18 protein-coding genes are annotated in these 21,564 nt (G+C 45.1%); 14 read left to right on the plus strand and 4 right to left on the minus strand.

The genetic code is table 11. The features are described from left to right. Positions 1 to 44 precede the first annotated feature (44 nt). The 8 genes from AC1DOV_RS12230 (at position 45) to AC1DOV_RS12265 (ending at position 9,922) form a co-directional block, all read left to right on the plus strand. The gene (locus AC1DOV_RS12230) at positions 45 to 1,826 is read left to right on the plus strand and encodes a sensor histidine kinase (RefSeq protein WP_477550080.1); all 1,782 of its coding nucleotides are present in this window, start codon (positions 45 to 47) and stop codon (positions 1,824 to 1,826) included. Continuing rightward, complete coding sequence (locus AC1DOV_RS12235; RefSeq protein WP_477550081.1) at positions 1,819 to 3,450, plus strand: response regulator transcription factor; 1,632 nt, start codon at positions 1,819 to 1,821, stop codon at positions 3,448 to 3,450. Before AC1DOV_RS12230 ends, AC1DOV_RS12235 begins: the two co-directional genes overlap by 8 nt. A 125-nt stretch (positions 3,451 to 3,575) precedes the next feature. After that, positions 3,576 to 4,925: an ABC transporter substrate-binding protein gene (locus AC1DOV_RS12240; RefSeq protein WP_477550082.1), complete on the plus strand. Its 1,350-nt coding sequence runs from the start codon at positions 3,576 to 3,578 to the stop codon at positions 4,923 to 4,925. Between the two features lie 126 nt (positions 4,926 to 5,051). Further along, a complete protein-coding gene (locus AC1DOV_RS12245) occupies positions 5,052 to 5,942 on the plus strand; it encodes a carbohydrate ABC transporter permease (protein WP_339204444.1) in 891 nt (296 codons plus the stop codon). 19 nt (positions 5,943 to 5,961) lie between these two features. Then, the gene (locus tag AC1DOV_RS12250) at positions 5,962 to 6,768 is read left to right on the plus strand and encodes a carbohydrate ABC transporter permease (RefSeq protein ID WP_339204443.1); all 807 of its coding nucleotides are present in this window, start codon (positions 5,962 to 5,964) and stop codon (positions 6,766 to 6,768) included. Between the two features lie 39 nt (positions 6,769 to 6,807). Then, positions 6,808 to 8,889, plus strand: coding sequence for a glycoside hydrolase family 43 protein (locus tag AC1DOV_RS12255; protein ID WP_477550083.1), 2,082 nt, complete (start codon positions 6,808 to 6,810; stop codon positions 8,887 to 8,889). 165 nt (positions 8,890 to 9,054) lie between these two features. Next, on the plus strand, positions 9,055 to 9,360 hold the full coding sequence (locus AC1DOV_RS12260) for a DUF7667 family protein (protein WP_477509021.1): 306 nt from the start codon (positions 9,055 to 9,057) through the stop codon (positions 9,358 to 9,360). Positions 9,361 to 9,505: 145 nt separating this feature from the next. Then, on the plus strand, positions 9,506 to 9,922 hold the full coding sequence (locus AC1DOV_RS12265; RefSeq protein ID WP_076267544.1) for a VOC family protein: 417 nt from the start codon (positions 9,506 to 9,508) through the stop codon (positions 9,920 to 9,922). 434 nt (positions 9,923 to 10,356) lie between these two features. Here AC1DOV_RS12265 and AC1DOV_RS12270 read toward each other — a convergent pair whose 3' ends face one another. Continuing rightward, positions 10,357 to 11,427 (minus strand): response regulator transcription factor, encoded by a 1,071-nt coding sequence (locus AC1DOV_RS12270; protein ID WP_477550084.1) that lies wholly within the window; start codon positions 11,425 to 11,427, stop codon positions 10,357 to 10,359. A 115-nt stretch (positions 11,428 to 11,542) separates the two neighbouring features. On the opposite strand from AC1DOV_RS12270, the gene AC1DOV_RS12275 reads away from it, so the two are divergent. The 3 genes from AC1DOV_RS12275 (at position 11,543) to AC1DOV_RS12285 (ending at position 14,284) form a co-directional block, all read left to right on the plus strand. Beyond that, positions 11,543 to 12,730, plus strand: a complete 1,188-nt coding sequence (locus tag AC1DOV_RS12275) for a saccharopine dehydrogenase family protein (protein ID WP_477550085.1) — start codon at positions 11,543 to 11,545, stop codon at positions 12,728 to 12,730. A gap of 84 nt (positions 12,731 to 12,814) precedes the next feature. Beyond that, positions 12,815 to 13,921, plus strand: a complete 1,107-nt coding sequence (locus AC1DOV_RS12280) for a hypothetical protein (RefSeq protein ID WP_477550086.1) — start codon at positions 12,815 to 12,817, stop codon at positions 13,919 to 13,921. A 33-nt stretch (positions 13,922 to 13,954) separates the two neighbouring features. Further along, entirely contained in the window at positions 13,955 to 14,284 is a 330-nt protein-coding gene (locus AC1DOV_RS12285) for a low molecular weight protein tyrosine phosphatase family protein (RefSeq protein ID WP_477550224.1), read from the plus strand. 3 nt (positions 14,285 to 14,287) lie between these two features. Here AC1DOV_RS12285 and AC1DOV_RS12290 read toward each other — a convergent pair whose 3' ends face one another. Further along, a complete protein-coding gene (locus AC1DOV_RS12290; RefSeq protein WP_477509017.1) occupies positions 14,288 to 14,992 on the minus strand; it encodes a MerR family transcriptional regulator in 705 nt (234 codons plus the stop codon). Positions 14,993 to 15,196: 204 nt separating this feature from the next. Between AC1DOV_RS12290 and uvrA the strand changes: the two genes are divergently transcribed. Beyond that, the gene (gene uvrA, locus AC1DOV_RS12295) at positions 15,197 to 17,710 is read left to right on the plus strand and encodes an excinuclease ABC subunit UvrA (protein WP_477550087.1); all 2,514 of its coding nucleotides are present in this window, start codon (positions 15,197 to 15,199) and stop codon (positions 17,708 to 17,710) included. 54 nt (positions 17,711 to 17,764) lie between these two features. Here the strand turns inward: uvrA and AC1DOV_RS12300 are convergent, their stop codons facing one another. Continuing rightward, entirely contained in the window at positions 17,765 to 18,514 is a 750-nt protein-coding gene (locus AC1DOV_RS12300; protein WP_477509015.1) for an MBL fold metallo-hydrolase, read from the minus strand. 372 nt (positions 18,515 to 18,886) lie between these two features. Here AC1DOV_RS12300 and AC1DOV_RS12305 point away from each other — a divergent pair, with 372 nt between their 5' ends. Both AC1DOV_RS12305 and AC1DOV_RS12310 read left to right on the plus strand, forming a co-directional pair. After that, positions 18,887 to 19,171: an iron chelate uptake ABC transporter family permease subunit gene (locus AC1DOV_RS12305; RefSeq protein WP_477509014.1), complete on the plus strand. Its 285-nt coding sequence runs from the start codon at positions 18,887 to 18,889 to the stop codon at positions 19,169 to 19,171. 99 nt (positions 19,172 to 19,270) lie between these two features. Next, on the plus strand, positions 19,271 to 20,161 hold the full coding sequence (locus AC1DOV_RS12310; RefSeq protein ID WP_477527490.1) for a YhfM domain-containing protein: 891 nt from the start codon (positions 19,271 to 19,273) through the stop codon (positions 20,159 to 20,161). 159 nt (positions 20,162 to 20,320) lie between these two features. On the opposite strand, the gene AC1DOV_RS12315 is transcribed toward AC1DOV_RS12310, so the two are convergent. Continuing rightward, on the minus strand, positions 20,321 to 21,469 hold the full coding sequence (locus tag AC1DOV_RS12315) for a metallophosphoesterase (protein ID WP_477550088.1): 1,149 nt from the start codon (positions 21,467 to 21,469) through the stop codon (positions 20,321 to 20,323). Between the last annotated feature and the right edge of the window lie 95 nt (positions 21,470 to 21,564).

The following is a 21,564-nucleotide window of genomic DNA, read 5'->3' on the forward strand; positions in this document are numbered from 1 at the left end:
TCATATAGTCCAAAAGCCTAAATGTATAGAATTGGAGATTTGGAATGAGAATCGGCATTCGCACCAAGATATTCACAAGCTTCTCTGTAGTAATCATTGTTTCGCTGACGATAGTTAGCGTGTTGTGGTACAACAAATATTATGATAGCCAGCGCGATTCGGCTGAGAGCTTTATGTCCCGTACCATTTTGGATGCAAATAAAAGCTTCGAGCTTACGCTCAAGGACATCGATTATATTAGTACGATTATTTCTCTCAACCGGCCTAACGTGATTGATGTGCTTTTACCTGATCCTTCTGAAAGTTTAATTAATCGACTCGAGAAGGATCGTAAGCTTGATAACTTCATTTCTAGTTTATATGGCTACAAATATTACATATCGAGCATACAAGTAGCGAGTTTGGGAGGCCGCAGCTACTCGCAGGGGGCCACGGTTCCAACCAATGAATTTATGGAGTCGAGCTGGTTCGAGCAGCTGCTCGAGCAAAGAGGGAACAAAATATTTATTACGACGCATTCCAATAAAAAACTTAATTATGTGTCTTCCTATGTGAACCAAAACGTCGTTTCTATTTCTAGGGCAATCATGGACGGCTCGGAGGCGGCAGGTTACGTCATGGTTGATTTCAGTTATGAGGTTGTTGAGCGTATATTCAATACTCCGCTGCCTAATAAAAGTCAGTTGTTTCTGATTGATGAAAAAGGGAATTTTGTCTACTCGCCACGCAACAAGGATATTAATCAGCCGATTTCAGATACAGCATATGCAGATGTACTCCCTGAGCTGAAGGGCAGCTCGGGCAAGCTAAGCATGAACATAAACGGAGAGAAGCATCTTGTTATTTATCATACTTCCGATTTTACAAATTGGACGACAGTGGGGCTAATTCCACAGGGTGAGCTGCTCGCAGAGAGCAGAAAAGCAGCCAATACGATTATGATTATTCCTATGGCGACCCTCATTGTTGCCCTTTTTGTTGCTACGATTTTGTCCAATCAAATTACGATTAATATCGGGCGTTTAAGGCAGGCCATGAAGAAGGTCAGCGAGGGCAATTTATCTGATCCTATCGCCATTTCATCAGGCGATGAGGTGGAGGAGCTGAGCCATGGCTTTAACGCGATGGTTACCAACTTGCGGCTGCTGCTTGATGATGTGAAGCAAACGGAGGAGCAGAAACGGATTCTTGAGTTTAAAGCGCTTCAGGCGCAGATCAATCCTCATTTTTTATTCAATACACTAAATCAAATCAAATGGCTGGCAGATGTACAGAAAGCCGACAATATTAAGCAGCTAGTTACCTCTCTCGTTACACTCCTGCATAGCAGCATGGGCAAAGGCGGAGAGTATGTTACCGTTCAAGAGGAACAGCAATATTTGGAGCATTATTTGAATATTCAGCAGTTTCGTTATTACGATAAGTTTGTCGCTGTATTCGAAATTGAGGAAGAGATTTTGCAGGTGCGTATGTTGAAGTTTTTGCTGCAGCCTATCGTTGAGAATGCCCTCATTCATGGCTTAGAGCCGCTTAAGGGAAGAGGACAGCTCACGGTTAAAGGATATGAGGATGATGGACATATCGTAATACAGGTGTCAGACAATGGTGTAGGCATCGAGCAAGAGCGATTGGAAACTATTTTTAATAAAGTCACTGAAAAAAATCGGTCTAGATTTAGCGGTATTGGACTTGTAAATGTACAGGAGAGAATGAAGCTCCATTATGGAATGGGCTATGGGCTGCAAATCGAGAGCGTGCCCGGATTATTTACGACGGTAACTGTGCGTATTCCGATTGAAGTGAAGGGAGACAACAAGCATGATTAATGTTTTGCTGGTCGATGACGATCTGCCTATGTTGAGCAAGCTGAAAAACATCATGAACTGGGAAGCGGGCAGCTTTAATATATGCGGAGAAGCTAGCGGCGGCTATGCAGCGATCAAGCTTCTGGATGAACGCAAGCCTGAAATCGTCATTACGGACATGAGTATGCCGGGAATGGATGGTTTAGAGCTGATCAGTTATATGGAGGAGCATTATCCCCATATTCAAGTGATAGCGATCAGCAGCTACAGCGATGTTCATTATGTGAAGAACAGTATGAAAAAGGGCGCTGTCGACTATATTTTGAAGCATGAGCTGGATGCAGAAACACTGGCTGCTGCCCTTGCAAGCGCACGGGAGCGGTTTGCGATAGAGCAGGAGGAGCAGGCGAAGACGCTGGATTTGCAGTGGCAAATTCAGCAGAATCAAACGACGCTGATCAGGGGGGTCATTCGAAGTCTTGTTCAGTACACATACAATAGCGAAGAAGAGCTTCTCGTACTGATGGACAAGCTTGATTTTACTCTGAACCTGCGGATGCTCACTGTCGTCGTTGCGGAGTGGGATAGCCGCGGCATGCTTCATGATAAATATAACGCCAAAGAGCTTGACTATATTATGGGCACTTTTATGGATATTACAGACAATATCCTTGCAGATACAGGAAACGCTTATATGACGCCGATCGAAAATGGGAAGTTTGCCATTTTATTTTCATTTGATACGAACAGCAAATTTATTTGGCACACGATTATATCGGAAGCGCTCTCCCGAATCAGATTGAGCGCCAAACGGCAGCTTAACCTCATGTTAAGCTTCAGCGTAAGTGAAATGTGCAGCAAGGTGAATGTTCTGCATGAATACTTCAATGAGGCGGATAAAGCGCTGCAGGAGAGGTTTTATGAGGGCGGCGATGTCGTCATCTGGCCGGGGATACAGCGAAAGGCAGGGGCTGACCCTAGTGCAAGCTTCTCCGTTGATGTGAAGCTGGAGCGAACATTGCTGTCGCTTCTCGCAGCATCCAATGAAAAGGATCTGGTCATCAAAATCGAAGAGCTGTTTACTCGAATGAATGAAGCGCGTGCACCGCATAAAACGGCTCAAATGGTTGCGGTAGAACTCATTCATCTTGTTAATCGCAAGGCGAAGGAAGCTGGCATTGCAGATCAGGATTTGTTCGAGGGCGACCAGAATCCTTATCTGGCGATTGGTAAATTTGATACGCTCTCCGATCTGAAGGAATGGATTGTTGGAGTGTATAAGAAGCTTGTCGAGGCGCTTCGTCCGTATGTGCATGACAATCTTTATTCTGAAAATACACGCCGCACGATGGAGTGGGTTCGGAAAAAATTCTCAGAGCCAATCACTTTGCAGGAGGCCGCAGATGTCATTGGAGTCAATTCCTCTTATTTGAGCCGAATGTTCAAGGAGGAATGCGGTCAAGGCTTCGCTGATTATGTCAACCATGTGCGAGTGGAACAAGCTAAGCTGCTGATCAGGTCAGGCGATGTTGATTTAAAGGATGTTGTGAAGCAGGTTGGCTTTAACAATTACAATTATTTCTTTACGGTATTCAAAAAAATTACTGGAAACACGCCAATCGAGTATGAAAAACAACAAAAATAAAATTATTTGAGTGAAAAGTAAAAAAGATAGAGTAAATGTAAAAATAATGGAGTCCACGTGTGGGCTCTTCTTTTCTATGATGAAGAGGCAAGATGACAAACATACATCTAAGGGGAGATGGAACAATGAAAAAATTATCTTTTAGATTTGCGCTTGTATTGGCATTATCCATTTGTTTAACATTGACGGCTGCTGCTTGCGGCAGCAAAAACACAGACACAAACAACGGCAAGAATAGTGGATCAACTTCTACGGAACAGCAAACGGTTACTTTCTGGTCTTGGGTTCCTACGGATGTTCAAGCGGAGAAAGCGATTGCGGCATTCGAAGCAGCTAACCCGAACATTAAAGTAGATTACTGGCGCGGTGAGCAAACAGACTTTCAGAAGAAGCTTCAAGTAGCGATGGCTGCCAACGAAGGTCCGGATCTACTTGGTATGCAAGTTGGAGGCATGTTGAACCAATATGCCAACACGCTAGAGCCTATCGAAGCGCTTGCGGATACGAACTGGGGTACTGGCTGGCAGGACAAGTTCGTTAAAGCTTCTATCGATCAAGTAAAAGCAAAAGACGGCACAATGGTTGCACTGCCGCTTAACTTGACTGGCCAAGAATTTGTTCTTTACAACAAAACGATTTTTGATAAATTGGGCATTACAAAAGTGCCGACAACGTATGAAGAGTGGTTATCTGTTAATGCGACTATTCGTGAGAAAGGCAACGGCATCGTGCCAGTAGCTTTCGGAGCGAAGGACATTTGGCATGACGTTGATATGTTCGTCGCGCTTAGCAATCAATTCGCGCCAGGCAAAATCTATGAAGCAGAACAAGGCAAAGTAGCTTGGACCGATCAAGCTTTCGTCGACACGATGACAGCATGGAGCAAGCTATTCACTGATAAAGTAATGCAAGACGGAGCTTTGGGCTTGTCTACTTACCCAGATGCTCGTGACCAATACTTCTATTCTGGTAAAGCAGCGATGTTCTTGACTGGTTCTTGGCATGCAGGCTTCAGCCTTCCAGGCGGAGAGAAAGACGGAACAGCGATTGAAAATGATGAAACGGGCATTTTCTTGCTTCCGCAAATCGGACCAAACGAATCCAAAGCGGTTGCCAGCGTAGATACAGCACTTTCAATCAACAAAAACTCCAAAAACAAGGAAGCGGCTTGGAAGCTGCTTGAGTTTATGACACAAGGCGAAGGCCAACAAATTATGGCTGATTTCATTCAAGGATCACCAGCTAAGATTGGCGTTGAGATTCAATCGCTTGATCAATTTAAATTCGAATCCGAGCGTGAAGCGATCAAAACGGTAAATGATGCAATCGAAAATGCAGTAGGCAAACGCTTGCTTGATTACCCTGAGCTTACGAATGCGATTGGTGTAGCGATGCAGGATGTTGCAGCAGGTAAAAGCATTGAAACCTCGCTTAAAGATATTCAGAAGGTTTCCGATGGTATTGACCGCAAGTAAATTCGAATTTTTAGCAAGCAATAAGATTTAGAGCAGATAAAGAGCATGGATATGCGTGTTGGTATTCATGCTCTTTCTTATACTCAAAATCGGATATTTGATAGGTAAATGAAGGGGTGATACACCATGAACGGCAATCGTTCTGTTCTTTCCGGATGGAGAGCTTATTTATATATTTTACCAATTCTTATCGTATCGGGTTTATTTTTGTACTATTGCATAGGATTTACGGTTTATACGAGCTTTCATTCTTGGAACGGCATTGACTCGGAGATGAAATATATCGGCTTTGATAACTATATCAAGCTGTTTGACGATAAGTCTTACCATATCGCACTGCGAAATAATCTCGTGTTCTTTATTTTTACAGTGGGCATTCAAGCGGCGCTTGGGTTAATGCTGGCGATACTGCTTCGCGCGAAGCTGCGGGGCCATTCCATCTTCAGATCGGTCTATTTCATACCGACCATTATGGCACCGATCATTATTGCTGCTATATTCCGTATCATTATGGATACAAACTTCGGCAGTCTAAATGAAGGATTGCGCGCTTTGGGGCTAGATTTTCTAGCTGTATCCTGGCTTGGCGATCCCAAATATGCACTCATGTCGATCATTATCGTCAATATTTTTGAATGGATGGGCTTTAGTATGACGCTTTATTATTCAGCGCTTCTAGCCATTCCAGATGAAATCTATGAATCAGCAAAAATTGACGGCTCTGGCTTCTGGAGGACGCTGTTCAAAATTACGGTTCCGCTCGTTGGCGGCACAACGTCTACACTCGTCATTCTTGGTATTGTCGGCTCGCTCAAAACGTTCGACATCGTATCGCTGCTTACTGGCGGCGGGCCGGGGCGCTCGACAGAGTTTCTGACTACCTATGTGTATAAGAAGGCGATTGAGGAGTTTAATGGCGGGATGTCCGCTGCTGCAGGAGTGACCATTCTCATCATCGCTCTCATACTTGCCGTGCTGCAAATACAGTATACGAACCGTCAACAACGTGATTTATAACCGTAAGGGGTGAGCTCAAATGTTTATTAATTTACGCAAATTAGATAAATGGATCATTCAAGCCGTGTTAGCCATAGTTGCGGTTGTTTGGTTGTATCCGCTTGTACAATCCGTCATTAAATCGCTCGGCATCAATGGGTTTGGCAATTATCTTGCCGTTATCAATCACCCAAAGGTCAATTATTTCCTAGTTGTTTTCAATAGCTTTTTTATCGCGGTATGCACAACTCTCGCAGTAGGTTTGCTAGCTACACTAGCTGCTTATGCATTCTCAAAAATGCAATTCAAAATGAAAAACGTCCTGTTTTATTCGTTGGTTGCCTGCTTGGCTATTCCTGCGACAGCGGTCATGTCACCGCTCTTTTTTACAGCAAAAACACTTGGCATTATGAATAGCTATTCTGGCGTCATTTTGCCATTGGTCGCATTCAACGCACCGTTCATGCTTCTTATTCTCAAAAACTATTTCGATTCCATTCCGAATGCGATTCTGGAAGCGGGCATGATTGATGGCTGCACATCCTTCCGAATGTACAGAACGATCATGATCCCGCTTGGCATACCTGCTATTATTAATATTGCAGTGCTTACATTTATCTACTCATGGAATGACTATATCATTCCGCTGCTCCTTATTCGTGATGAAGAGATGTATACCGTTACGCTGGCTACGCAATTTTTTACGGGTACAACAAATCAGACGCCAGAAATGGTCGCACAGCTTTATGCAGCGCTTATTTTAATGACTATTCCTTCAATTATTGTTTATATGTTCGGTCAGAATGCAATGAAATCAGGCTTAACGGCAGGCGCAGTAAAAAGCTAATTAATGAGCTATTAGATAAGCTGGAGGAGGACTATTATTATGGCTAAAAACATACCATCTATCGGACTGCCGCATCATGGCGGCGCATCGTATTTGAATCCGCTAAAGATCGGAGCGGGCGCAGGGCAGCAGGAGCCGCTGACGCTCGTGCATCCCGATCCTTACCTTTTGAAATTTAACGGTCGTTATTATACCTATGCAACCGCGAAAGCTGGCGTAGTTGTGCTGCGCTCCAATGATCTTGTAAGCTGGGAGCACTTAGGCTATGGATTTCAGCTGGAAGGGCATAAGGAATATTGGGCGCCAGCCGCTGTATATGAGAATGGCCGCTTTTACTTATACGTATCATCAATGCCAATTACGGAAGATGATGTGCATGAAGAGCGATTAATGGTTGCCGTTTCAGATACACCGGAAGGCCCATTCGAATACGTGCGAACGTTTTATGACACGTTTTCATTGGATGCGCATGTCGTGAAGGACGAGCAAGGCGATTATTATATGTTTTACTCCAATAATGAATATTCAGGCGTAGATCGTGATCGTGCGGGCACAGTCATCCTGGTCGATAAAATGCTTGATTTGGTTACGCCAGCCGGTGAACCGCAAATTGTCGTATTGCCTACTATTGATGAGGAAATCTATGAGGAAAATCGGTTTGGCGACGGCCGTGACTGGCATACGATCGAGGGTGCTTTTTATTTGAAGCGCGGCACGAAGCACTATATGATGTACAGCGGAAATGCATATGTACGCCCGAATTATTTTTTAGGTTATTCGGTGGCAGACGGCAGCAAAGGCCAGCCGCTTCATGAGCTGGAATGGAACAAGTATCCTTCCGATGATCAATATGAGCCGCTTCTTCGCAAAAATGATGTTGTCGAGGGCGTAGGCCACAATTCCGTGGTGAGAGCTCCAAACAACGTAGATTCATGGGTGTTTTACCACGGCCGGAATGCTGACGATGTTCTTGACATGGACCGTGAGCAGCGGACGATGCGAGCAGATCCTCTGCTTTGGAGCGGTGATCGGCTCTATATTGCCGGCCCGACTTATACGCCGCAGACAGCGCCGGCGCAGCCAACATTCCGTGATTTATTTGACGGTAGTGAAGAAGGTCTAGGCGAGTTGTGGCAAGCAGCTGCGGGAAGCTGGACAAGAGCAAATGGCGAAGCGCTTCAGACGAACCGTGCTGTTATCGCCGGGGCGGTCACGAAGTCTGCATACAGCCACCATGTTCTTGAAGCAAGCGTGAAATGGTCGAAGGATCATACCGGCGGTTTATATGGCATTTATGCCGCATATCAGGACGAAAGCAATTACGTGTCGGTCTTATTGGATGTTGGACGAAGAGTATTGCGCGCTCATGCCGTCTATAAAGGCATTCAGCATGAAGCTATGGAGCATGCTTTGCCAGAGAGCTTTAACTTCGCCGTATACCATTTGCTGCGTGTGGAGAAAACGGGAGACAACTATCGTATTCAGCTTGATGAGGTTACCGTTATAGATAAGCGATTCCCGATTGCCAGCGGCAGCGTAGGTTTGCAAACGCGCTATACAGCTGCTTCCTTCGCAGGTTTTGAGGTTACGCGCCATTTGGCGTTAACGGATGCGAGCAGCACTGCATTTGCTGAGCAGCTTGAGCGGACGAGCGGCGATGGCATCTGCCGTGTCAGCGGCGGCGAGCTTCACTGCCGCAGCAAGCAAGGGCTGCGTACAGCTTGGTTATTGGACAAACTAGGTGATGCTGCCTCAGGCGAGGCTTACTGTTTTGATACCGATATTCTCGTGAAGCATGGTTCCGAATATGGCGTCTATGCCGCTTATACGGATGAGCGCAACTCGGTTGAAGCCGTGTTGAATCGTACAGCCGGTTCTGTAACCGTATCGTTATGTATTGATGGAGAGACATCTGTTTTATCCAGCGTTGCTCTAGATGCGGCAGACTTCGATTGGACGGTCTGGCATACGCTTTCGAGTACGGTCGTTAACGGCTGCTTGACCATTCGACTGGACGATCAAGTCGTATTTGCAGGTGCTGTATCCAGCCTTGCAGGCTTGCCTGGTCTGGTGGGCGCAGGTGAAGCTTCATTCCGTGAAACGCGGTATACGATACTTTAATAAGTGAATGTTGTCATAATGGATTAATGAAATAATGGGTCTGTTTCTCTAGGTCGCCAATGACCTATAGGGACGGGCTCTTCTTTTTTTATAGCAAATCTACTAATTTTTTGTGAGTTTTAATAGCAAGGAGATTATTTTGGCTACGACTGGGAAAGAATAGAGGTGAAGGTCATTAATAGAACGATGGGAATGATCGATATGATGAATGTTCATTGGCGCCTTGCTGAGCTGTGGCTGCTGCAGGAGAAACGGAGCTTAACGGAGCAAGAAAGCTCAGAGCTAAACGCCTGCATGAAATTGAATGCCAAGTACGCACAAAGACTTGCCGAACAATATAATTTTGGCTATATGGCGAGCATGACTGGTGATGAGGTTTGGCTTCAGGAAATCGCAGTCGAAATTGACAAGCTGGAGAGAACTAATGAATGCAAGCGTCCTTTGTTTTTTGAAGGCAAAACGGAGAAGTAAGCAAGAAACGGCTTATTAATGTGCGAGTATTGGTATGAAAAAAACAATCGACAAACTATCATTCACTAGTAATAAAGCTAGAATATAGGTTATTATGATAGTGATGTTTTACATGTAGGGCATTCTAATTATGAGGTGATAGGTTATGGCTTTTCAGTCCGCAAATATCTTTGTGAATTTACCGATTAAAGATTTGAATAAGACAGTCGATTTTTTTACTAAATTAGGGTTTGAGTTCAACCCCCAATTTACGGATGAGAAAGCTACCTGTATGATCATCGGACCTAATATTTTTGCTATGCTGCTGGTTGAGCAGTACTTCCAAACGTTTATTGATAAAGAAATTGCAGATCCATCAAAAACAGCTGAGGTCATATTGACATTATCCGCCGAAAGCAAAGAGCAAGTGGATGAGATTGTGAATAAGGCTTTGGAAGCTGGCGGTAAACCTGCTAAAGATCCAATCGACCATGGATTTATGTATAACTGGAGCTTTCAAGATATAAATAATCATCTATGGGAACTAGTGTATATGGACCCAAGTGTGATCGAACAAGGGTAATCTGGTGCAATAGGCAAGTAATGCAGGGGTTGTCTTAAACGTAGATTTATCTGCGTTTTGGACAGCCCCTGCTTTGTTTTGTTAATCGAGCTTAGACTGCGTGAATCCCAAAGCGCTGCTCTGCTGGGGCTTCGTTCACCTGCCATTTGGATTGCACCACTATTTTCAGTTAACGAACCCAGCAGCTCTTATTTAAACCATTTGTCTTGAAATGAAAATGTAGCGAACTCCAGCGTCCTTATTTCGAGAAAAACAGCTCAGGACATCCAATACAGCATGCTATAACATTAATGGGGTTCGTTAAAATTCAAAACATGGCATTTTGTTCACAATAAGAATGATACAGTTCGTTAGAGCTGTGATCTGGGGAGGGTTAGCCAGCATCTCGTTCCCAGTTTGTAAGACCCCTTGAAGATGACATCAACCTCTGGTTATTAGTTATGACGGGAAAACAGTTCCCATAAAAGCTCACGCCGGCTGTTTACGCCGGTTTTGGTGAAAATCGACTTTAAATGGTCTTGAACGGTATAGGCAGAAATATGAAGAGACTTAGCAATTTCTTTAGTTGAAAATGCTTTGATGATCCGCTCTATAACCTCCTTCTCGCGAGAAGAAAGGGCGTATGCCTCTGATATAAGCGGAACAATATCGGATGATTTAGCTGGCTCGATAAATACCGCAAGCTGGGTCAAACCATTTGTCCCATTCAGCCTGCTCGCAAGCAAGGATAAATAATGACCGCTCGGCATCCGAATACATACTTTTGCTGACTTTGTTTCATCCGATGAAAAGGCTGACTTCGCCAGCGCCCGAGAGCAAACAGCTCTGATTGGTCTTGGCAGTGTATCGCCTTCTATTTGCTCTAAGCCTCTTAAGGCGGAAAGCCAGCGGCGGGCAGCATCATTGGAGGAATTGAATTGAAGCTGCTCGGACAGCACCAAGAAGCCAGGCTCCTCTAAGCCTGCAACACCATCGGTCGACGGAAGCTCCAAAGCGTATTTTTTTAATGCTTTGGCTAAAATCGGAGCGACAGCGACGATAAGCAAAATTTCCGACTCAAGGAAAAAAGGCTCTCCTGACTTACGGAACAACGTCAAATATCCCCAGCATGAACCCTCATAAAGCAAAGCTGCACGCAGCTCGTCTCCGAATCCAGCAGGCAGCAGAACCTCGTGGTAACGACCGCTTCGCCCCAAGTAGCCCTCAGTGGCTTCGCTTAAGGAGGCTGCTGCCATTTCTGCTTGGGCTAACTGCTCATAGCTGTTGTAATCCTCATGCAAATATTCATATTCAAATAATTGATGATGAATCGCTTCCACAGCCTCATCTGTTGTCGCCCCGATTGAGAGCAGAGTCATCGGATCAACAGAAGTACAGCAGGCTCCAGCATAAGGCACGGCTTCTCTGATGATGGATAAGGCCGCTTCGCGATAAGCCTGTGATGTTATTGAGGCAACAGACAACTTATTTAATCGCTGTTTGACCTTATCTATGGTTAAAGACATACACAGTCTCCTTCATTTCTGTATTCGGAATCCCACATTTATGGGATGGTTGTTTATTTTATCTCCACTATAATTGAGAATAATTCTTAATTCATTTTACATAATGGATGGGACGATGAACAGCTTTGCTGCTGCTTATATATTAGACGGCTATGTTGATTTAAGAGAGGATAAGGGGACAGCTATGAAAACAGACATCATTGTAGTAGGAGGTTACGGCCATGTGGGCGGGAAAATATGCAATCAGCTTGCGATTCATTATCCAGGCAACGTGTATGCGGCAGGCAGAAGTCTAGCGCGAGCGGAACAATTTTGCCAGAGCGGTGGCGGGAAGGTAAAGCCGCTTCGGATTTCAGTGGAAGAACCGCTTAAGGAACACCAGCTTGAACGAGTAAAGCTTGTTGTGATGTGTTTGGATCAGATGGATACTGCCTTTGCGGAAGCTTGTTTGCTCGCTGGCGCGGACTATGTAGACGTATCGGCAAATGGTGCTTTTTTTGCAGCGATGGAGCAATTGAATAAAAGCGTGAACGATCAGCAAGGTACCGCTGTATTAAGCGTCGGGCTGGCGCCAGGCCTGACGAATCTGCTGGCGCTTAAGGCCGTGCAGTCGATGGATGAAGTGCAACGGATTGATATCGGCATTATGCTGGGTCTTGGAGACGCGCATGGCAAAGCAGCTATCGAATGGACAGTCGATAGTCTCTCACGGTCATTTCATATTACGGAATCAGGCAGCGCACGAAGAGTCAGCAGCTTTACGGAAGGGCTTAAAACAGATTTTGGCGCTGATTTAAAAGTCCGAACAGCCTATCGCTTCCCTTTTTCCGACCAAGAAACACTACCTCATACATTAGGCGTACCATCAGTATCTACGAGGTTATGCTTTGATTCGCGGATCGTCACCAGCACGATAGCACTCTTTAAGGGATTAGGATTCGATCGTCTGCTGCGATTAAAACCGATGAGAAGTTTGGTGATTCAATTGCTTGGTAAGCTTCGAGTCGGTTCTGCTTGTTACGCGGTAAAAATGACAGGTTACGGTGTTAAATCAGGAGCAGAGACGTTAATCGAATATGGGCTGCAGGGTACAGAGGAGGCTGAAATTACAGCACAAACGGCAATTGCGGTTGCCATGGCTGTATACAGCTCGAATCTGCCAAAAGGAGTTTATCATATTGAGCAATTATTTGAGCTCGATCTCTATGAAACAAAGCTTGAGCTGCGTTTAAAAGAGGACGAGAACAAGCTTTCAATCGCTGCTATTTCCAATATCGAGAGCTGGACTAGGATGAATATGTAGTTTTTCAGCTGATTCATTTGGTATAATTAGCATTAAATGCCTAAAATACTGAATCGGATTTACGATAGGGAGATGGAGCTGAGCATGGATAAACAATCAATGATTGCTTTCATTTTGGAAGAATATGCGTTCGTAAAGGAGGATAACCGCGCACAGTTTGATGCGATTATTCTGCGTTTATCCGGTCATAAGGGCGGCATATCGTTGGAGAGCTTGTCGGCGTGGGAAGAAGATGACCTTACGCAGCTGTACCAAATTCTGTCCGGCCATAAACTGACTCGTGAATACGTACCGGATATCATTCAAGCTTATGCCAGCATCGATAGGGCAAATTTGCCATCGAAAACATCGTTTGGGCCTATCATCGAAACTGAACAAAAATGGGATAAGCCGCGTATTCATCGGCAATATGGCAACTATGAGGTGCCGCAGGCGATTAATCAGCTGTACGAGCTGGAGACTGAACTCGGAAGAGCAATGGATCTAGAGCTGGGGCTTATCATGCAAAAATATGACTTCCGCTATCCATGTACGCCGCCCGATTTTATTCCTTTCGCCAGCTCTGGTTGTGATGGCATTCATTATTGTTTTGTAACGGATTTCGGAGCTGTCAAAGATTTGGAGCAAGCTTATATAGCTGTCGTATCGCCAATGGATTTTGACTCGGAAATATGGCTTGTTTCCAAAAATATTACGGATTTCCTTCGTCTTATTATTACGGATAGAAGTCTACTGTATAATAACCCTGCGACATTTGATGATTTCTTTAAAAAGATGCGAGAGCAGAAAAATGAAAGCTTGGCGGATGAGCATTCAGCGGCGCTGCAAAGGCTGAAAGAGCTTTTTGGACTGCGTGAAATTACTGACTTGGAACAGTATATACAAAGTGTACGTGAGGAAAGGGCGCAAGCGATTTGCATGCAAACGCTGGATTCGATTGGTGTTGCACCGCTTTTGGGTCAGGTTGATTATATCGCTGAAGGGCCGCTCTCTATTGATTGGGATGATAGGCGGGCGCTCGATGCAATGGTTGAAGAGGCAACCCCGGAGAGAAAGCTTGCTTTCCTTCGTGATGCGCAGCACAAGAAATTAATTTTGGAAGACAGACGGATGCTCAGACGCTGCAAGCGCGTATTGTCGGAGCTGGAGTTATATCATGAACTGAGTAATTTGCTTGAACTGGTTGAATAATAAAATTAAAAATGAATGAGGAGTGTGTTCTCGATAAATCTATTGTTTGTATGCAGCAGAAACAAGTGGCGAAGCTTGACTGCGGAAACGATTTTTCAAGGTGTTGGCGGCCATGAGGTGAGGTTCGCTGGTACGGAAGAGAATGCCCGGATTAAGGTGACAGCAGGTCATATTGGCTGGGCTGATTATATTTTTGCAATGGAGAAAAAACATATTCGAAGGCTGCAAAGCAAGTTTGGCCATGAGCTTTCGGGCAAGCAGCTAATCTGTCTTCATATACCAGATGAATTCGAATACATGAACGAAGATTTAATCGATCTACTTCGATCAAATGCAGCTTCCTATCTCAGCGATCTGGGCTAATGATTAATGCTTTTGTTCGATGGCGAGTAGAAGCTTATACAAAGAATGGGCTCCGAGCAGTTGGTTTCTATTGACTCGATTTAGAAATTGCATCGATTCACGCGCTATTTTTATCGCATTTTCTACCTGGTTATCGTTAACCTCTTTCAGCACCTGCTGAATGATCTCAAGCGACCATACCGCCGCCTTGAAGGTGCGAATAATTAAGATTTGACGCAGGTTTGCTGGACTGAAGATGCGGTAGCCATTTTCCTTGTTGCGATTAACAATAAGGAGACCCATCTTCTCCCAGTGACGAATAGCGGAGCTTGGTATGGTTGTTGCCTCGGATACTTCCCCAATGGTCATCCCTTTTCTTTTCCTTGCTCTATGCAGCAAATGAATCTCATCTGTCTCCAGCGCAAGAATCGTTTTATCGGCGATCGTTTTGTCACGGTGAAGCTCTGCCTGTGCACGGTTTACAAGCCATAACGCCTCATCAATCTCGCCTTGGATCAGTTTAATCATCACTTCTTTGGTAAGCGTCATTCCAAAACCTTCATTCATCGCTCTTATGCACTCAAAGTAAGCGACGTGTTCTGCTGTATATATGCGATAACCGTTTGTCCCTCGTTCAACCGGTGGAATGATGCCCCAATCCTCGTAGTGCCTCAACGCGTTAGTACTAATATTTAATCTCCTGGCAATATCAATCGGTCGAATAATCACAAAAAACACCTCCGAACATTTTCTAAAAACATTAAACAACCATGGGAACCTTTTTGTCAACGAAACAGGTTTAAATAGGGTGTTTATTTGCGTAACCTTCACACTTGCATCAATGTAGTATGCTGGAATAAATGCTGGAAAAGCGCTCTAAATAGGCGAAGCGTTGCTTACCCCAAAAATTTATTGTCAATGAGGAGGACATGCATGAACGATACGATAGTCATTACAGGTGCACGCGAAAATAACTTGAAAAACATTTCACTCTCAATCCCCAAATACAAATTGGTTGTGTTGACAGGGCCCTCAGGCTCCGGCAAATCAACGCTTGCCATGGACACGCTGCAAAGGGAATGTCAGAGGCAGTATATGGAGTCAATGGGGATGGTATCGGATTCCATAAGCAAGCCGAAGGTGGAATCGATAGCTGGACTTTCTCCTTCCATCAGCATCGGTCAGCACGTCACCAATCGCAATCCGCGTTCTACGGTTGGTACGGTTACAGATATTTATACGTATTTGCGTTTTGTCTACTCCAGGCTTAGCAGCCGTGTATGCAGCAGCTGCGGTACAACTATACCGCCTGTATTCGATGAAGAGAATGATATCGCAGCTGCAGAGGAAGAGGAGGGACGCCAGACGATCGTATGCCTGGGCTGCAATAAGGAACATGAGAAGCTCGGAATGGCTCATTTTTCTTTCAATAAGCCGGAGGGAGCCTGCGAAACCTGCAGTGGGTTAGGACATGTTGCCACGCTTGACTTAGAAGCGGTATTCAATCAAGAGCTGAGTTTCCGCGGCGGCTGTGTGACTTGCCTGTACGAAGTACAACTCGAATATTATGCTGTCATTTTAAAGGGTGCAGGAGACCATTATGGATTTACATTTGATCTCGACCTGCCATTAAAGGATTATACGGAAATCCAGCGTGATCTGCTTTATTACGGCGTGGAGAGCGATGCATTCATGAGGCATTTTCCTCTTGCAGCGCCGCCAAAAACAGTCGGAAAAGGCAAGTTTGAAGGCATTGTAACTGGAATGTGGAGAAGGTATAAAGAGAAGGAAAGCGAGCAAGGGGCAGCAGAAAAGGAAAACGATTATTTTAAGCAAGATGGGTGTACGGATTGCAAGGGCATGCGTCTAAAAAAAGAAAGCCGGTCAGCTTTAGTGGCAGGGGCTTCGATATCAGAAGTATCCACTTGGTCATTGGAGGATTTGCTTACTTGGACCAAGCAGCTTCAGGATGCTGTGCCTCCTCAGGGACGGCCGCTGCTTGCGCCTGTCATGACCGATATGCCGATACGTTTGGAGAGAATCATCGATGTTGGCCTTAGTTATTTATCTCTGGACCGACAGACCGTTTCCCTGTCAGGCGGGGAAGCTCAGCGTCTGCGATTAGCGTCACTCCTTGGGTCTGGACTTACTGGTGTGCTCTATATATTGGATGAGCCAACAACAGGTCTACATCCACGCGATACAGCAGGTTTGCTTCGCGTTCTCATGCAGCTGCGTGATTTGGGCAACACGGTACTCGTTATTGAGCATGATATTGAGGTCATGAGAGCTGCAGATCATATTATCGATATCGGTCCAGGAGCAGGATATTTAGGTGGGACGGTCGTTGGCGAAGGCAGCTTGGAGGAGCTGATCGCAAGTGAGAGTTCCGTTACAGGTACCTATTTGCGTCAGGAAAGCTTGCCAGCGGCGGTACGGACAAGAAGGTCAGGCGACGGTAAACAGCTGTCGATTGTCCATGCACATGCTCGTAATTTGAAAGGGTTTGATGTTGCTTTTCCGCTTGGCTGTCTCATCTCGGTGACGGGAGTGTCTGGCTCAGGCAAATCTACCTTGTTATTTGATTTGCTTGCGGAGGGAGGGCAGGGGAAACGACGTATTGCGGGCTGCGACAGCATTGCGGGCTTTGAGCATATCGGAAATCAAATTACGGTCGATCAGTCACCATTAGGTCGTATGCAGCGCTCAAATATTGCGACTTATACAGAAGTATTTACACAGCTGCGAAATTTATATGCAGGGCTGCCAGAAGCGAAGCGCAATCAGCTTACCTCGAAGCATTTTTCATTCAATACACCAGGGGGACGCTGCGAGACTTGCCAAGGACTTGGCGTATTATCGGTAGACATGAGTTTTCTCCCTAATCTTGAAATTCGCTGCACGGCTTGCAAAGGAAAACGATTCAAAGATGAAGTATTGAGAGTCACTTACGAGGGTTATTCGATATCGGATTTGCTTAATATGACGGTTGAAGAGAGCCGAGCTGTGTTTAAAAATAAAGCAAAAATTGCGAGCATGACCGAGCTGCTGTGTGAAGTAGGGTTAGGTTATCTGCAATGGGGACAGTCGGTAAAAACGTTGTCCGGCGGAGAAGGTCAGCGAATTAAGCTGGCGAAGGAGCTGAACAAGAGATCGAACAAACATACCCTTTATTTGCTGGATGAGCCAACAACGGGCTTGCATCTAGCGGACGTTGAACAGCTGCTTGCTCTACTCAATAAATTAGTGGATGCCGGCAATACGGTCATTCTGGTTGAGCATAGCTTGGAAATTATCCGGGAATCCGATTGGGTCATCGATATAGGGCCCGAGGGAGGTGCAGCAGGCGGCAATCTTGTCGCAGCAGGAACGCCAGAGCAAGTAGCGTCTATTGCTGCTTCCTATACAGGACAGTTTTTGAAAAAAGCGCTGGCTGGCGGATTGTAGGAATATATAAAAGGGAGCTGTCAACGTCGATTGCGTTGGCAGCTCCCTTATTCGCTATTCGGCAGCGAGCTCTAAAATTCGCTCATTCACATGATCAGAATATAACCCGCCATGGTAGCAGATGACTGTGTTTATGTCGTATTGCGTTAATTTTTTGATGGATTTTTTTGCGGTATCCGGATCGAGACAATAATGTGGGGTCGGTCCTAGCAGCTGGTCGTTTTCAACGATTAGAGCATCAGCTGCAATTAACGTTTTGCTAGCAGTATGATAAAGGCTAAGATGTCCGGGCGTATGCCCAGGTGTGCCAATGACGATAATTCCTCCGCAATACGGCAATTGTTGCCCATCCGTAATGATAACATCGACATTCGCTTTAGGCGGATTTTCAAGCGTCTTCCTGAATGCGGCTCGCCATTCCTCAGGCACCTCTGCCGGCAAGGCTTGGACAGCTTGCTCAATCGATTCTGGTGTAACTTTGAGCAAATGTGCTTCACCTTGAATGTAAGGAGCCTCTACTTTGTCCGCAAGCACCTCCGCCTTATGAGGCAATTCCTGCAAAATCGCAGGCAAGCTTCCAATGTGGTCAAGGTCTTGATGGGTAATAATGATTTTGTTAAGACGCTCAAACGCAAGTCCAGCACGCTCCATTTGCTCCTTTATTAATGGCAGCTGCCCCGGATAGCCAGTATCCACTAAGATCACGGTGTCGTTATCCCAAATTAAAGTGGGATAAATTGTTTCCATTCGACCCATCATGACCGCTGATATCGGCATCATATTAACTCCGCTTGCAATGTTCATTTTAACCCTCCGCTACTGTTTAGAAGTTTTTGCTGCAGGTGAGTTGCTCATTTCAAGTAACATCGTACCAGTAGTTAAAATGTATGTAAATAGTAAAATATTATATTATACCACAAAAATAATTATTTGTCAATATGCATTAGTAGCGTTTTTGATGAAATAACGTTTCATCTCACGAATCATATATTCACGCCCAATGGGGCCCCAAGGGTCCCATTCTCTAGAATCGGGATAATGTGCTCAAGCGCATTGTTTTTGTAAATGGGATGCGTGATGCGCTCATCACATTGGAACTGCAAGCGATCGTAAAATAACTCCGTAAAGGTATGTTCACTATTTCCATAAAGGCGGCAATTATTTGGCAGCAGTCTTATGATTACCCATTTTCCTTGTTTTGTAACCGAAGCAAGCTTTTTTCTTGCGTCCTGCTCGGCCATGATCATTTGCCGAATGATGATTTATTTAATTGCTTGGAAAAAAGGTGTAAATCCCTTTCGCCTCGTATTAGTCGGCATAGGTGTGGCTTCCTTGTTGTCGGCGATGACGACATTTATGCTTGTGTTTAGCCCTGCCTATTATTCCAGATACTCCTATATTTGGTTGACCGGAACAGTTTATGACACAACCTGGACCTATGTATGGAACCTTTTACCATGAACCTTCGTCTTAATGGTTATCGCACTCGATTTATCTATTTATTATATCGGACACGAAGTAACAGGTAGCAATGGTTGAATTTTTTTGGAGAAAGGAAGTGTGCATTTGAAGCGTGGCTACATCATTCTGATTGGCGTCGTAGTTGTGGCTGCTGCAATTTTGATGTTTTTGTTTCGGGTAAACGAGAATCAGGTTACCGTCCAGCGCATGCTTGATTTCGAGCAGGCAGAGCCGACCTCGCAAGTGGTGTGGGAGGATCGAGAGTCGATTCGAGCATTCGAATATGCATTCCGATTTGGTAAGCAGATGAAGGGAAAGGTCGATATCGCGGCACCACCCTATTCTGTAATCTTAGGGGACTCGCGTTACCTGCTTTGGATATCGAAGAGCAGCGAGCATGGGAATTTCATGAAGCCAGGTGATACTGGAACGCTTTATCGATTAGGGAAATCATCCACGAAGAAGATTTGGACTTTGCTGGAAGATGCGTATTCGGTGAGTGGTTCTGGCAAAGAAGGAGCAGACGAGCAAGTAGACGGAGAACAGCAGAATACACAGAGCATGTCGCCATCACCTATAATCGAGTCTTCCACTCCCATTCCTATGCAGTCGTCTGAGTCGCCGAATAACGAAGTACTCGAGCCAGCGTATTTGGAAAGCTCAGCTTTCACGGAAGAAGAGAAGCCGCTTATCGAGCTAATTAATTTGCGAATAAAGTATATGCATGAGAAAAAATGGGATGATTTTTTAAACTTGTACACGGAAAGTGCACGCAAGTCACGCGAAGATTCAAGTGGCATTACCGGATTCACAATTACAAGCATAAAGGTCGAACAACCAATAGCTATTAAAGAGCAAAAGTCGTTGTTTGAGGCTGTCGTTCAAGTTTCGGAGATCAGGAACAATGAAGACAGCGGTGGAAGCTCAGTGTATGTGTTCCATAAGAGCAAGGAAAAAGGTGCTGAATGGCGCATAGCTGATGTAGATTAATCGTTAATTAGCGGATTCACACCGCCAAAGCTGCAACTCGGAGTCTACAATAAAGATATAAAAATAGCGGCAGCAATTGTGTGTATACCCTCGTCATAGGCTGGTTAGCCGGAAATGAGAGTGGTTTACATCATTGCTGCCGCTATTTTCGTTAACCTTTTAAACGGTTGTGAATTCTACCTCGATATGAATGACCTCAGACCGGCTGCCAATTCGTACCGGCGGCCCCCAAGTTCCGAAGCCTGATGATACGATGGCATGCAGTCCGCCTTTTTTTAAATAACCCCAATCGAGCTCAAACAGCTTTCTCGTAATCAGATGATTAGGCATCATCTGGCCGCGATGGGTGTGGCCGGATACGGAGATATCGATGCCGTTATCTGCTGCGCTTGCGATGTCGGAAGGCTGATGATCGAGCATGATTAGCGGCCTAGATTGATCTAGAGGAGCAATCAGATCCTGTATAGGGAGTCTTCCCTTGCCGCTGAATCCCGCAGCCGCCTTATCTTTACGACCGATGACATAGAAGCTGTCAGCAATGAGCGCCGTCTCGTCCATAAGTACACGAATGCCGATTGCATCCATTGCCGCAATAAATTCCGGCACTTTTCGGCCAATGTATTCATGATTTCCAGTTACGGCGTAAACGCCTAGTGGCGCTTTGAGCTTGCCAAGTTCAGTTGACATGTTTTTGCGAAGAAAAGGCTCAATATCATCATCAAGAATATCGCCAGGAAGCAAGATGAGATCTGGCTTAATTTCTTTAACCTTGCTCACCAGCCTAACTAAATGCCGATTGCCTACGATTGTTCCCAAATGAAGATCAGAAGCCATGGCGATGCGCAGCTTCTTCAATTTTCCAGCAGGTTTTGGCACTTGAACGTGATAGGTTCGAACAATTGGGCTCCATGCATTCCATGAACCGCGGATAAGGAGTACAGCCATAATAAGCAAGGTCAGTCCGCCTACACCGACAATATAGATTGATTTTTCAGCGCCAGCTGCTTTTAAGATAAGGGCAACAACATTGGCAGGTGGCAAGATGATTACGGCGTATTCCAATACGGCAAACCAGTAGGAACCAATCAGCTTCAATACCTCGGCAACCGGTTTAAAAGGCGCACGGTAAGCGAGCCGGCCGATAATGTACGAAAATGCAATGATACTAGCAATGATCGTATACACTGTCGCATTTTCGAAATGAAATAAATGAGATAACAACAGCCACCCATTCCAGCCAATATAGAAGGAAATGCCGCTGTATAAGAGCAAAACACCAAAAACAATAGCAACAACACGCAGCTTCATCCATCAACGCTCCCTAGCTCTTAATCTGCTTTCTTATAAGCTGAACCTACTATATCACACCGAGAATATAGCAGTAAAATTCACAAGAATAGCAG

This window comes from Paenibacillus sp. 01T47 (assembly GCF_056398245.1).